The following is a 14,572-nucleotide window of genomic DNA, read 5'->3' as shown; positions in this document are numbered from 1 at the left end:
GGCATCGCCTCTTTGAGCCGCTGTTGTCCTAAAACTCGCAGTGGAAGAACCAGGCTTGTTGACCCGGTGAAGTGTTGCGGCCTTGAGGCCTGGTTTGTTTAGATTGGTGTCACCGTCACACATCTGTCAGCGATTGCCACCACGCTTTTACGGTGTGTTGCGATCAGGACACCGATCCCGGCTGTGCGCAGCTCTTCCAGAAGTCTGGTCTGGAACTCTTCGTCGAGACCAGTTGTCGCTTCGTCCAGGATCAGCAGTGATGGCTGCCGCAAGAGAACCCTTGCAATCAGCAAGCGCTCCCGCAAACCCGCCGGAACCATCCCTTGTGCAACGAGTGTCTGAATGCCCATGGGCAAAGCCTCGATCTCCTTGAGAAGGCCAAGCCTGTCGGAACTTCGAAGCGCTGCCTCAAGTGAAAGGCCGCTCATCCCCTGCAGGAAGGACTTGAGGGTGTCGACGGCCATATGCTCATCCTGGAGAACAACACCAAGCTGTCTTCGCCAGATTTTCTGCTCTTGTGCGCAAACGCATTTCCCGTTGATCCTCACCTCACCCGTGGTCGGCGGCAAGATGCCAAGGGCGAGCCTCAGTAAGGTCGATTTACCTGCACCGGACGGTCCTGTGATGGCAACAATCTCGCCCCGCCGGATGCTGAGATCTTGCGGCTTGAACAGGGGGCGAGACGCTCCGGGATACTGGAAGGAGACCGCAATCAGTTCGATGGATTCGAGTGCTTCGTGCTCCTCAGCCAGGTCGCGTGTGAACCGACTCTTGGACGCGTTATCATGTGACGATCCCCCGCTCGCAGTCATGGCGGCTGCTGCGCGACCGACTTCCACAAGTCCCAGCGCAACCATAAAGCTGGCCACAGTGACCAAAACGATGAGGGGCGTGTCCATTGTTGAGATGATCGATACCGCACCTGCAAGCACGAATAACAATGCCTCACACGCAAGGATAACCTGCTGCAGCGTCCTCCTTCGACGGGCAAGTCTTCTCTGACGTCTCAGAGCAGCCTCCAGACGCGTCAGGGCAAAACTCTCCGCGCCCAACGGCCGCAAACCCAAACTGCCTTGCGCCGCGAGATCCAGCCGCTGTTCCATCTCGCCCAAACTCTGCCCTTCCGCATTTTCGATCAGTCCCACCAAACGGCGAGAAGCGATTGCGCAAGCGAGCAGAGGTATCCAGATGAGAGCATAGTAGAGACCAAGTTGCGGAACCGAAATGCTCAAGGCCACAAGCCCCGGCAACAGACTGGCAAGCCCCATCGGAAGGGCCATTCTTCTGCGCAAGGTCTTGACCTGGTTCTTCAGCAATGAACGCATCGCCCGGGCGTAGTCGTGAGGCGTGCGGCTCTGAAGGATCGTCACTCCTTTGTCGAGTATTTCGGCCCAAAGGTCGTCATGATGACGCCATCCGAGCAAGATGGACGCCCGCGACAAGGCAATTGAATAGGCAACGCGCGCCACAATCCATGCAAGGCCCGCCAGCGACAAGATCAATGCCGCGCGCATTCCAGGCGGATGACCCGAAATTACGAGGAGAACCAAGGCCTGTGCCGCCAGCATGACGAGAAGTGCGAGAGCAGCAAGGCTTGCGTGGATCGAGCGCCCCTGCGGCGTCGCAAGAGCAAGCATGTCTGTATTCAAGGCTGCGCAATCGACCCTGGACAGCCGTTGCCGGCTGCCATCGATGCTGACACGAGATGGTGATCCGCAGCCAGTGACATCGATCACGACGAATTGCTCTGTCGATGCCTGCCAGGCGACCAGGATCCCAAGATCCTGCCTTCTCCAGTTCCGGTCTTGCATCAGGACGCGCCGAAGCGAAAGCCCCCGCTTTTGCGCTGCAACCAGTAGCTCTGCTTCCTGCCTATGGTGAAGGCCCTGCGCCAAGATTGCCAGACAACGCGCGACATCGACCATCAGCAACGGCCCAGATCGATGGTCGCGTCCGGCCGGCGTGATTGCGTGCCACGCTCACCAATCAGAACCAGTATATGTCGTTCCCGCAGCCGCTTGACGATACGTCCAGCAAGCGGTGAATCCAGGGCATCGAGGGCTCCATCCAGAACGATGACCGAAGGTTGGCGCAACAGCGCGCGGGCAAGCGCCAGGCGACGGAGCTGGCCGCCGCTCAACAGCCGCCTGTCCGCGAAAAGCTCCAGATCCAGCCCTCCACGCTGGCAAAGCTCCTGATTGAGCTCGACCAAATCCAGCACCTCGTCCAAGGCCTGGCGGTTGAAGCAGCGATCACCGAGACAGAGGTTCTCCGCCAGGCTGCCTGAGATCGTGAGAACCTGCTCGTCGACAAGCAGCACCCGCGGCGATCCCTGATGACAGAGCGTTTCGGTCGCCATTCCATCAAAGGTAATGGTGCCATTCGGGCTTGGTTCGAGGCCTGCAATCTGGCGCGCCAGTCGTGTCTTTCCGCTTCCAGACGGTCCAGTAATCTGCAGCAGATCACCCTTGGTCAAAAACAGGTTCGTATCGTCAAGATGAATGGCGAGGCCTGCGGGCGATCCCGGGTGCGACTGCAATCCTGTTAGATCAGCATCTGTGTTACGCAGGTCGTGCAAACGCGAGAGCAGTCCCATCACTTCTGAAATAACCGGAAAACTGCGTCGTGCCGTTCGCAGGCAGAGACCAATCACGACACAAACTGTGCCAAGTGCTGCGGCAGTTCCCCAATCTTGACTGACTAGGCCGTCGGTCATGATGATCGCCAGAGCGAGGACAATCGGCAGAGACACCAAGACATCGAGTTTCGCCCGCCAGCCCAGGCTGACCTGTGCTTGCGAATGCATCTGAGCGTGCTCTGCTGCCAGATAAGAGGTGAGCTCGCTGTCGCGCCCTGCAAACTGTCGGCTCTCAAGATCTGCAAGGATATGCGTATCGGGCAGGATAAGAAGCTGCGCCTCACGCATACTTCTCATCCGGGTCTCGCCGCGACGAAGGCATGCTGCAAGAACAATACAAGAGGCGATTGCCGTGAACGATGTGATGACCAGTCCATTGGGCAGCTGGATCAACGGCGCAACCAGAAGGACCGGGATCAAGAGCAGCGACCGTAGAAGCGAAACGGCAATGGGTAGCAACAAAGACCAGCGCTCACCGAGGATCAAAATATCCGCGAGCTGGTTTGCCGTCTTTGTAGAAAACCATTGGGGCGGCATACTCTTGAAACGCTGCCATGTGAGGTCTCGTGCCCGATTGGAAAGGCGCTCTGCAAAGCTCTCGGTGCTCCAGTGCAGCAATAGATGCAAGATGGCCGCCAGGATCCACGCGAGAAGCGCAACGCTTGGTTTCTGATGTCCGTCCAGAGCCTTGGCCATGCTCACGAGCCCGAACGCGACTGCTGATGTTTGCAGCAGGCAAAGCAGGAGAATGATGGTTGCCGCAACCCGATTGTCGCTCAGCTGCAGCCAGAATTCACGCCTTGCTGGATGGACCGGCGGCGGCGGCGCAAAGCGTGGGATGAATGTCAGGGCGATTCCGGTGAAGTCCCTGGCAAATTCTTCAATCGTCAGACGCTGTGGCCCGCTTGCAGGATCGTTGATCGTGACATGCTGGTCTGAAACATGCTCGACGACGACGAAATGTATGAAGCGGTAGTGGGCGATGAATGGCAGGGGAAGCGTCGCCAGTTGATCGATCTCACGCCGACAAGCCTTGGTCTCGAAATCATAGCGTCGGGCAAGTTCGAGGAGTTGGCGGGCCGTGAGCCCCAGTCGGCTCGAGCCGATCTCGTTGCGCAATCTCTCGAGTGAAACATCGACCCCGTGCCAGGCAAAGATGATTGCCAATGCCGTGAGACCGCATTCGGTGAGCGCAGACTGGCGCAGCTGCGGTGTATGCACCGACCGCCTATTGCCCTTGATCAAGCCTTTGAGGCGTCCGAGGAAAGCTGGGGCGTCAATATCCTCTTGCTGCCTTGCTGCAGAGTGATTTAGCTGCCACTTTGATGTCTGGGAGTTCACTGTGTCATGTCTTCAGAGAAAGACGCCGATTTGCCCCTGATCAAGGGGGCTCGACTTTTTCGTTCACAAGCGCTCAGCAGGCTTTCGGCAACTCAGGATCTCGACAGCCCTTTGAGGCTGTCCAGTCTGCCCGGTCCATTGGCCATGCTGAGCGTGATCTTTCTGCTTTTGTCTTTCATCGTCTGGATTGCTTAGACTTCGCTGACGGTTTTCGCGGTGAGTAAGCTTCGCTCGCCCCACCCCATGGGCGTCAGTTTACCTTCGACAGGATTGACAGCATGTGTTCGAACCTTGAGCCGGCGAGGGAAATCTGATCGAGAATGCTCTCATCGAGCTCATCGTCCATGATTTGGTCGCGGTGCAAGCCTTCCGTGCTGCGCATGCGGCCCATGGTCGAGCGCAGTCGATCGGCCAGAAAAATTGCGATGGCTTTGTAAAAGCGGCCGGCAAATCCGTTATCCCGTCGCAGACGCGCGTCGATCGCGGCCTTCTCAACCGCCAGCACTCTTGCACCACCATGCGCCAGGATTGTTGCGGAGGGCGGCGATGAATCGACAAAGGACATTTCGCCCACCACCTCACCGCGACCCAGGCGGGCAACCTCGCCGACGCCCTTAATCTGCACGCCCACTTCTCCGTCCAAGACGAAGTAGAGATCTTGGGTTGCCACACCCTCGTTGATGAGAACCTCACCTTCCTTACAGGTCCTGATACGCCCCGTTCGGGCGAGCCATTCGGCATCTTCATCGTTCAACTGGCCAAGGATGTAGAGAACCTTGCGCATACCATCTCCTAGAGCAATTGCCGGCGGGCGAGGTCACTGAAGGTGCCGCCCGCGCTAATCAGGTCGTTGTAAGTGCCACTTTCGACGAGGCTGCCACGATCGAGGACGATGATCCGGTCGGCCTCTTTGATGGTGCTCAGACGATGCGCGATGACGATGCGCGTAACCTCGAGACTGGTCAGGCTGCGTGTGACGATCGCCTGGGTCCGGTTGTCCAGGGCGCTGGTTGCTTCATCGAACAGAAGGATCCGCGGTTTTCTGACCAGCGCTCGGGCAATCAGGACCCTCTGCCTTTGCCCACCCGAGATGGTCATGGCGCCGTCGTTCAGGACGGTGTGCATGCCCATCGGCATACTCTCTATTTCTTCTGCAAGGCCCACCATTCTGGCCGCAGCCCATGCATCGGCAACGCCTAGACCGGAGGATCCGACGATGTTGTCGTAGATCGAGCCCGCGCTTAAGCCCCCATTCTGCAACACGATGCCGATCTGGGACCGGAGCGACGCAAGCTCGATCCCATGCGACGGGATACCATCATAAAAGATCTCGCCAGTATCCGGTGTCTCAAAGCCCAGGATGAGGCGCAGTAATGTGGATTTGCCACTCCCAGAAGGGCCGGTGACCGCGATGAAGTCGCCCGGCTGTATCTCAAGATCGAGGTTTTTCAGAACGAGGGGGCTATCCATGCCGTAGCGGAAACTGACATTGCGGAACACAAGATTGCCGGTGAGTTGTGGTGATGATCCCCGACTGGTCGAGGCATCATCTGGCACGGCTTTCAGCACGGGGGCTGTGCGTTCTGCCAAGGGGGCCACGCTTGCCAGATGGGTAAACGCCTCGACTGTCGCCTTCAATCCGGTCGTCATCTGCCCGAAGGCGGTCGTGAAACCGATAAAGGCTGCGGCCGTCAAAGGCTCGCGCAGCGCAGTGGAAGCGGTGCTTCCACCAGACGGCAAGAGAGCAAGCAGCGCCGCTTGCTGCTGATCAGACTTCATCAGCCACAAAAGCGTGACATAGATCATCAGCAAGGAAAACCACGGCATCAGTGCCAGAAGTGCTGCATGCACGGACTGGATGGATCTTGACGTGGCAAAAGCCTTTCGGTGCTCAAGGCTCTTCCAGGCCCATTGGGCGAGGGCCAGTTTCTCCGCGTGGGCGGCGCGCAGCTTTGTCATGCCGATCAGCAATTGAAGCACGAAACCTTGGTTCTGGCCCCGGATCGCTGCTTGGCGTCTTTCCTGTGCAAGCTGTCTGAAGGAGAGGATTGCCGAGATGATAAGAAAGAGGGCAAGGACAGCGATGCCCGTCAATGCCAGTCGCCAGTCGAGGAACACCAGCACCCCGGCACTTGCGATCACACCCATCGCGCCGAAGAGTCCAGACATGGTCGCGCCGGTGATCATCTGGCGTGCCTCTTGAATGCCCAGCACCCGTTCCGTCAAATCACCTGCGGAATAGGCCCGAAAGAAATTCACTGGAAGCCTCAGAAGGCGCTGGAAAAGCGCAGCCTGTATCGACGAATCCAGACGCGTTTCTATCCGTGCGACGCAAAGGCTGCGCATCAGTTCGAAGGCAGACTGGCCAAAGGCAAGCGCGACCAGTGACGCCAGTATGAATAGCAGATTGCCCCGGTCGCCAGCTGGCACGACATGCTGAAAAAGCATGGTGGCTGCGATCGGCGGGACCATGACCACCAAACTGGCGACCAGCGCCACGGTGATTGTGGCGACAACATCGTAGCGTGTGCCGGAAAAGCCAAACCGCATGGTTTCGAGGAGGCCTATGGGGCGATCCTCAAGCGGCGGATAGATCTGCAGCGCCCCCGTTGAAACCTCTTGCGCAAGCGGTTTGGTTACGCGACGCATACCTTCGTTCGTCACCAGCAGCCAACCGCCGCCTTTGCCCGGAACCAGGCCTGCGGGCGATCCGTCCTTCAGCGTTGCGAGCATCGCAGTGCCGTCATGGTGCCACCAGTCGTGGTCGAGCATCACCTGGCGATAGTAAAGGCCCGCAGATCGCAAAAGCGGCTCGTAAGAGCCTTTGTCGCCCAGAGCTTCGAGATCCCGTCGCAGAGCTTGTGATACATCCAATCCGCTCGTCTGCATGACGGCAACAAAAACCGAAAGCCGGGCAGATGACATTTGACCGGTTTTCGGCTCCCTCAAGGTCAGCAGATCCGAAAGGCTTTTGCCAAGGCTTCGGTCCATAGCCTGACGGCGGATGTTAAGCCGATCTTCGAGCTGGGCGCCATGTTGAGCCGCCTCGCGATCTAGTTGCGACAGGACCTCGCCACCGATGAAGCAGAGGCCTTCTACCAAAATCGCGGGGTCGGGGCACTCGGCTGATACCTGCAGGGTCGCATCGGAAATGGCGGTCACCGAGGTCGTCGAGGTGATCGGCAGTTCAAGGCCATCTGGCCAGGTTCGGTCGCACCAGGTCGCAGTTCCGTCCAAGGGGCGAACGAAGCAGAGTGTGCGATGAGGTGCAGAGACTGTCATGCCCTGAGGCAGATCGAACTCTCCCGTCAAGAGGATGCGATCAGTCCAGCCCTGCGGCGTCTGGCCGAGGACACCGATCATCGCCTGAACCCAAGACATGACGGCTTCCGGCGGTGGCTTTGAGGCGCCTGCCTCGCAGACCGCAAACTCCGAACCAAGGGAGCCGATGGCGCACAGACGATGCTGGCCGAAAGAGACGGCTGGAAACAGATATTCACCGACCTCGATACGGAACAGATGCCGTCTGAGACCGTCTCCGCCTATCGCAAAAAGATCGGCATAACCACGCGTCAACCTGTAGAACCGGTCGGCCTCGTCAAGAAACAGGGGTCTGTTGGCGCCACCGGCAATGGTCGCTTGACGTTCAACCATGACCCGCCCCCTCAGCAATCAGCGCGGCATATTCTCCTGCAGCCGCCATCAGGGTTTCATGGTCACCGCGCTCGACGATCCGCCCGTCCTTCATGACGATGATCTCGTCACAGTCTCGGATCGTGCTGAGCCGATGGGCGATAATGATGGTCGTGCAGCCGCGTGCCCGGAGATAATCGTCAATCCGCTTTTCCGTCGCCGGGTCTAGCGCGGAGGTGGCTTCGTCGAGGATGACAATGGATGGCTCGGCGGCCAGAACGCGGGCAATTTCCAGTCTTTGGCGCTGCCCTCCCGAGAAGTTGGTACCCCCTTCATTGACCTGAGACAGGAGCTGGCCCTTACGCATGATGACGTCATCGAGAACGGCGGCATCAGAGAGTGCCCGGATAAGGCGCCGATCTGAAACGCCCGGGTCCCAAAGGCTGAGATTATCCTCGACCGTGCCTTCGAACAGGAAGATCTCCTGGTCGACATAGCCACATATCGCCGCCCGGCGTGCTGGATCCAATTCGTTCAGCCCAATCCCACCGATGGAAATCGTGCCTGACCACGGAGTGAACAGACCTGCCAGGAGGCGACCAACCGTGCTTTTGCCGCTGCCGGACCCGCCAACAAGTGCCACCCGCGCACCCGGTCTTAATGTCAGCGAGAACCCATTGACGAAGGGAGGATCGAGAGGACTGTAGCCGAAGACCAGGTCTTCGGCCCGCAATTCGAAACTGGCCGGTGTTGCATCCTCAGCCTCAAAGTGCGCGGCAGGCGCCCTCATAAGGTCATCGGCACGATCAATGTCGGCCTTAACCATTTGTATTTGACCGGCAAGCTGCACGAGGCTGGCGATGGGGGTGTAGAAGCTGACCGCCAGGGCCTGAAAGGCAATCAGGGTTCCCAGCGAGATTGCGCCGTCCATGACACGCAGCCCGCCCAAGCCCAAAACTGCTGCGGCTGACAAGGCAGAAAGAAGCCCAGGCACGATCCCAATCAGGGCCTCCACCCTGCCCTGGCTGCTGCGCAGGCTTAAAAGCCGGGCCTGATGCCCCGCCCAGCGCTGGAATGCCTCCCGTTCCGTTGCCGATGCCTTGATGGTCTCGATAGCTCGGATCGCGCCAACCGTCGCCGCAATCAGTTTCCCCGACTGCGCCGCTTGCAGCCGGGCATTACGGGACTGAAGACGGTTTGATACGCTGAGCGTGAGGAAATAGATGCATTGCAAGAGAATGATTGCGACAGCCAGCACCGGGTCAAGCAGAAGCATGACACCTGCATAGACGATCATGCTCAAGAGGTTGAAAATGCTTGTTGCAAACTGTCCTGAAAGAAGATTGGCCAGCTTTTCATTGGCGTCCAGCCGATTTGCCAGTTCGCCGGGATGACGCTGAGCGTAAAAGCTCATAGGAAGGCGCAGCATATGCCAGAGCATTTTCGTCGCTGGAAGAAAGGCAAGGCGGACCTCCAGCCTTGCCAACAGCATCTGTTGCAGCAGGACGAGCGCCGCCTGCGCAAGCGTGATGGTCGCCAGGAGGACAGTGAAGGGAATGATCCAGTCTGTCTGTCGGGTGGTCAATATGTCATCGACAAAGACCCGGGACAGCACCGGAAGAGCGACCCCGGGCACGACCAGGAGACCGGATGCGACGATGATCTGCGGCAAGAGTGCCCGGGTGCCTGCGAGCCGCTCCGCTAGAGCGGAAAGAACGGATGGCTGCGCTCCTGAGGGTTCGAAGTCGGCGCCTGGTTCACACGCAATGACGACACCGGTAAATGCCTGGCGGAGCTCATCCAGAGGGATCTTGCGCCGACCAGTCGCGGGATCGTTGAGATAGGCGAAACTTGCGTTGAGCCCCTCAAGAACCACGAAGTGGTTGAAGTTCCAGTGCAGGATGGCGGGCCATGGAACTTCGTGGAGTTGTTCAGGCTCTTTGCGAAACCCCTTCGCCGTCAGGCCTACTCTGCGAGCAGCCTTCAAGAGGTTGCTTGCTCTCGTGCCATCACGCGAGACACCGGCCATTTCGCGCAGTCGCTCGAGGCCGATATGCATCCCATATGACGCCAGGATCATGGCGAGACAAGCGACCCCACATTCGGTCTGTTCAATCTGCAGAATAGTCGGCACCGGCTTGCGCCGCTTGGCATGAGGTCGTGGTGCCATGTTACGCGCTCGTGAGTCTGCGAAGCATGGGGACCAGGAAATCGATGGGAGCGCGCTCTTCGATCGTGACCTTGGCTTTGCCGATCGCACCATGGCTGAGCGCCTGGGCCGGGCCTGGTCCTCCAACCCAGCGATAGCCGCTCACCGCAGAAGGATCTGTATCGAGCGTTATCACCGCTGTGAAAGGTGCCCCATCTGACGAGAAACTGGAGACCAGCGTGTCGTTCTGCAGGATGGCGCGCATTCCCTCCCGGGTCGCCGGAAAATCGGAGACGGAGTGGACATGGCCGGTCAGCGTTCCCCATTGCTCGCGCGGCAGACCGGAAATTTCGATGTCGACGCGCATGCCCGGCCGCACCCGTTTGCCACTGGCCGGTGGCAAGAAAAGGCGCATTTCCAAGCCGCCATCGCCCGTTGCGATGCTTGCGACCGGTGCTCCGGAAACGACAAAGGTGCCGGACGGGACCTTCCATTCGACCAGCGTTCCAGACTGAAGCGCCCGAACCTTGCCGAATTCACTCAGCGTCTGCGCGAGTTGATCCCGCTCTGCCTCAACCTTGCTGACTTCCTGATCAAGCGTGCTGATCAGACGCCGGCTCTCGGCATCCGAGGCAAAGCCTGAGGCCTCCATCTCCAGAAGGCTGGCTTCGACATTGGACAGATCCTGGGACGCAAGCTCTATCTGTTCCCGCGTTTGCTGCAAGGTTGCAACAGCAAGCGCACCCGTGGCGACCAGATTTTCCTGCCGCTTCAGTTGCGCCTGATAGGCCTCGAGGCGCTGTCGGGCGTCTCGCGACCTTCCTTCATAGGCAACACGTCGTGCTTTCGTATTGGAAAGTCTTGCCTGACGCAGCTGTTCTTCATCCAGCAATGCTTGCTGCCGGTTTGCAATCAGCGTTTCAAGGCGACGGTTCATGTCCGCCAACCGAAGCGCGATATCAGGTTGCTCGATCCGCGCGATCGTCATTTCCGGCGTGACCGCCGCACCAGCCGCCACACCTTGCGTGACAAGAGTGCCCGATGCGAGCGCGACTGTGTCGATGACGTTCCCCCCCGAAAGGAGCAATATCCCTTGTCCTTCGACACGCGAGGGAATTCGTCCAAGCACGCTCCACAGCCCAAAGAGTAAGGCAAGCGCTACGAATGCCGTGACCGCAATCCAGGTTCCTCTGGAATTGATTTGTACGGCTTCATCAAGCCGTTCAGGGGAAGCAAGCTTCTGGAGCGCTTCCTGACGAAAGAGCTTGTCAGCGCTCATCGACCAAGTCTCCCCGCTGCATCTTCGTCATGGTGTGGCTTGCCCCTTCAGCCAAAACAGTAATTTGAGGGCTTATCGGATCTCGATTGCAAGTGCGACCAATCGGTTTCGAACAGCGAGGCCAAATCTGGGCGCAACGGAGAGATACGTCGCAGATCACTTTTCATCAGCAACCTGTCGCTTCACATTGCCGGCCAATCAGGTGCCGGGAGATATCCGGTGACCAAAGGTGCATGCTGATGATCACGGACAAGACACAAAGAGGAACGTCACTGCTTGCTGACGCTGCCTCCCTACCGGCCGCCTCATGCGGCGAGGCTCGGCTCCTGTCTCTTCAAGGCAATGCCAGCCTGTTTTCTCAATTGACCTTTCCGCGCCTGCGTCCATTGATGGCGAAACTTCCGCCCCACTGGTTTGCCATTGGCACGGTCGTTGCGGGACTACCGGTAGGCCTGGCACTCGGCTTCGTGGACGATAAGGGACAGGCAGAACTGGTGTCACTGATTGTGGCAACAGCGCACCGCCGCAGGGGGCTGGGCCAGCGGCTTCTTGAAACCTGGATGGCTGATGCGCTTGGACGCGGCGCGCTCTCCATGTCCGTGCGATTTGTGGAGCGCGGACCAAGGCATGAAGCTCTTTGTGCTCTGCTGGTCCGGGCCGGCTGGACCGCGCCAGTCGAAGACGGGCTTTTCGTACTCGGAAGAGCTGGCCCAATGGTGGGGGCAGTCGGAAGCTGGGCGCCGGTCTCTGAGAAGCTGACAAAGCAATCAGTCTACAGTTTCGATCCGCTGTGCCTGACTGCCGCCGACGAACAAAGGGTCAAGGATCTGTTGGCTGTCGATGCTGCTGCGCAAATGCAAGGGCCATTGCGACTGTGGCCGCGACTGGAGCCTGAAGTCAGTTGCCTGGTGCGCCGTCAGGGCGAACTGGTCGGCTGGGTACTGGCCGGCCCCTCCAGCGAGCGCTGGCAAACCTTGTCCGGCTCGGAGAGCTTGAACGGCACTCCAACCGATCCTTTGATCGAGTATTTTGAGGCCTTTCTCGATCCGAGCTATTGGCACACGGCCATCGCGGTGGGTGCCTATTTTCACTGCTACAGGAAGCAGGTTGAGCTCTTCGGCCCCCAGTCGCTGGCCCTTTACTACACCGACACCTCGCGGCCACGCATGGTCCACCTGACCCGCCGCCGCTTTGCCCCGATCGCTGACAGGGTCGAAACCATCTTGAGATCACATGGACCCTCAAGCGTATATCCCGCTCACAATTGAAAACTAGAAAGGACATGTCATGTCGATCGATGCTTTGGAAAAATTCTACGAACACGTGCGGAGCGACCAGGCCTTGGAAGCGCGGGCGACTGTGGCCTTGCAGGAAGGTGCAGACGCCGTCGTTGCCCTTGGAGAGCGCGAAGGGTTCTCGTTCACCAGCGAGGAGCTAAGCGTGGCATTGGCCCATCACGCTTCCACAAATGATGAACTGTCTGATGACGAGTTGGAACTCGTCGCAGGGGGAATCATGGCTCCGCCGAGGATCAAGCAGTCGAGCGGTCAGAAAATATCCTTCGGTTAAGGGCTTGCGCGAGTAGCACCCTAACCATGGTGTCCGCCCCAACGCGGGGCAGGAAGACAGAGCAAAACCCGGAATGATTGGGGGAGGCAGACGTAACGTCAAGGTCTGCTTCTCCTGAGGTCTCACCCGCTGCGGTTACCTGCGCAATGCACGAAATCTATCTGATCAATCCGGAAGAAAACGCTCCGGGCTATTTTGGCCTGGAGGTTCTCGGCGCATGGACGGGTGTCAATGCGACAGCGATTGCCGATCTGGCAACCCCGACGGTCGCAGCCTTCGCCCCTGACAACTGGAAGGTGACGATCTGCGAGGAGCGTCTCGATCCTGTCGATTTGTCCCATCCGGCTCGATACGTCGGCATCACGGGAAAAGTGACCCAACAGGCCCGGATGATCGAGCTTGCGGCCGAGTTCAGACGCCGCGGCAAGATCGTGCTGATCGGGGGCTCCTATGCCTCTTTGTCGCCGGATGCCCTCAGAGAGCATTGCGACATTCTCGTCATCGGCGAGATCGAAGAGATTGCCGGAGAGCTATTCGAAGACCTCGCCTTAGGGAAATACAAGTCCACCTATCAAGGAGGCAAGCCTGCGCTTGTCGATTCACCTGTGCCGCGCTGGGACCTTTATCCGCTCGAGCGGACCTGGTCTGCACAGGTCCAGACGTCTCGCGGGTGTCCGTTCGACTGCGAATTCTGTGACGTGATCCAGTATCTCGGACGCAAGCAGAGATGGAAGGAGCCGGACCAGATTACCGCTGAACTCGATATCCTGCGTGATCGCGGTGTTCGCAGTGTCTTCTTCGCTGATGACAATCTGACGGTGATGCGACGGCGCACCAGGGCGCTACTCGAACGGCTTCTGGACTGGAATACGCGCCCACCGGACGAGCGCCTAGCTTTCGCTACGCAGGTGTCCATCGATATCAGTCGCGACCACGACATTCTCGCACTGATGCGAAATTCCGGTTTCGAAACCCTGTTCGTCGGCATCGAAACACCCAATGAACAAAGCCTCGCCGAGGCAGGCAAGCGCCAGAACCTGCGGCACGACATGATTGCTCAGGTCGAGACGATCGTTCAACATGGCATGATGGTGTATGGGGGCATCATCGTCGGCTTCGATCAGGATGGTGTCGATATCTTTGAACGGCAGTTCGACTTTATCCAGAGCATGCCTCTTCCTCTGATCAGTCCAGGAGTGCTCGTCGCGCCCGAGACAACCCCGCTTCATACGCGCTTGCTCAAAGAGGGACGCCTGACCGAAGGATCCGATCACTCAGCCTCACTTGTCAGCACGAACATCATTCCAGCTCAGATGAGCAAGGAGCAATTGCGATCGGGAATGACGTGGCTTCTCAACCGATTGTTCGCACCCAGTCACTTCATGACCCGCCTTGAGCGTTATGTGGCTCTTTCCGGCGAAAGGAAGGAATTCCAGCGCCAGGCGCTTTTCGCCGGGCCAACAGCGTTACTCGCCCGGGAGCTTGTGAAGCGAGGACCGGCTGAATACGCTCTGGTCAGGGCCTTTGACCGAGCATCTGTTGATCGTCCCGATCTGGTCGTATCACTGACCACGATTTTCTCCCTTTACTGTCAGGCCCGTCACATGCTGGAGGTTCAGGACCTGTGGCAGCCCGATCTTGCACGCTTCGAGCGGCCTGCACTTTAGGCGATGCCTTTTCACTTCAGCCACCGTCGAGCGCAGTAAGCGAGCCACTTGAAAGGCCGGTCGCCCGCTGAAGATCGAGAGCGGTCCGAAACGCCTGCTCTCCGACCGGCGACTGATGTTCCCGCTGGCCTTCCAACAAGCCTGGAGCCGATCATGATTTCCGCCGTTTTCGACAACAGACGGAGCACACTCCAGGGGGATCAGAGCATGGATTAACGGTCTTGTGAGATCCTCCCATAGCGCAAACACGCAAAACCGCGTTCAGTTTCCTGCGTCTGGATGTTTTGGTTGCGGCG

Annotated in this window: 9 protein-coding genes; 3 read left to right on the top strand and 6 right to left on the bottom strand. The window is 58.7% G+C overall.

Features of this window, described 5'->3' with window-relative positions:
• Positions 1–98 precede the first annotated feature (98 nt).
• The 6 genes from SJY08_RS00505 to SJY08_RS00480 all read right to left on the bottom strand — a co-directional run bounded on the left by SJY08_RS00505 (position 99) and on the right by SJY08_RS00480 (position 11,040).
• Positions 99–1,925 (bottom strand): ATP-binding cassette domain-containing protein, encoded by a 1,827-nt coding sequence (locus SJY08_RS00505; RefSeq protein ID WP_377274124.1) that lies wholly within the window; start codon positions 1,923–1,925, stop codon positions 99–101.
• Entirely contained in the window at positions 1,925–3,883 is a 1,959-nt protein-coding gene (locus tag SJY08_RS00500; protein WP_377274122.1) for a cysteine peptidase family C39 domain-containing protein, read from the bottom strand. Before SJY08_RS00500 ends, SJY08_RS00505 begins: the two co-directional genes overlap by 1 nt.
• 346 nt (positions 3,884–4,229) lie before the next feature.
• Positions 4,230–4,763 (bottom strand): cyclic nucleotide-binding domain-containing protein, encoded by a 534-nt coding sequence (locus SJY08_RS00495; protein ID WP_069043152.1) that lies wholly within the window; start codon positions 4,761–4,763, stop codon positions 4,230–4,232.
• An 8-nt stretch (positions 4,764–4,771) separates the two neighbouring features.
• The gene (locus tag SJY08_RS00490; protein WP_377274120.1) at positions 4,772–7,633 is read right to left on the bottom strand and encodes an NHLP bacteriocin export ABC transporter permease/ATPase subunit; all 2,862 of its coding nucleotides are present in this window, start codon (positions 7,631–7,633) and stop codon (positions 4,772–4,774) included.
• Complete coding sequence (locus SJY08_RS00485; RefSeq protein WP_377274118.1) at positions 7,626–9,782, bottom strand: NHLP family bacteriocin export ABC transporter peptidase/permease/ATPase subunit; 2,157 nt, start codon at positions 9,780–9,782, stop codon at positions 7,626–7,628. Before SJY08_RS00485 ends, SJY08_RS00490 begins: the two co-directional genes overlap by 8 nt.
• Position 9,783: 1 nt before the next feature.
• Positions 9,784–11,040 carry an NHLP bacteriocin system secretion protein gene (locus SJY08_RS00480; RefSeq protein ID WP_153762964.1) on the bottom strand — a complete coding sequence of 419 codons (1,257 nt, stop codon included), beginning with the start codon at positions 11,038–11,040 and terminating at the stop codon, positions 9,784–9,786.
• Between the two features lie 239 nt (positions 11,041–11,279).
• Here SJY08_RS00480 and SJY08_RS00475 point away from each other — a divergent pair, with 239 nt between their 5' ends.
• The 3 genes from SJY08_RS00475 (at position 11,280) to SJY08_RS00465 (ending at position 14,276) form a co-directional block, all read left to right on the top strand.
• Positions 11,280–12,308 carry a GNAT family N-acetyltransferase gene (locus tag SJY08_RS00475; protein ID WP_377274115.1) on the top strand — a complete coding sequence of 343 codons (1,029 nt, stop codon included), beginning with the start codon at positions 11,280–11,282 and terminating at the stop codon, positions 12,306–12,308.
• A gap of 19 nt (positions 12,309–12,327) precedes the next feature.
• A complete protein-coding gene (locus SJY08_RS00470; RefSeq protein ID WP_377274113.1) occupies positions 12,328–12,609 on the top strand; it encodes a Nif11-like leader peptide family RiPP precursor in 282 nt (93 codons plus the stop codon).
• A 389-nt stretch (positions 12,610–12,998) separates the two neighbouring features.
• Complete coding sequence (locus SJY08_RS00465; protein WP_377274111.1) at positions 12,999–14,276, top strand: radical SAM protein; 1,278 nt, start codon at positions 12,999–13,001, stop codon at positions 14,274–14,276.
• Positions 14,277–14,572: the final 296 nt, after the last annotated feature.

Source organism: Rhizobium sp. R86522 (genome assembly GCF_042466255.1).
Lineage (GTDB): Bacteria > Pseudomonadota > Alphaproteobacteria > Rhizobiales > Rhizobiaceae > Allorhizobium.
Note: the sequence above shows the minus strand (reverse complement) of the source record. Positions and strands in the feature narration are given on the sequence as shown.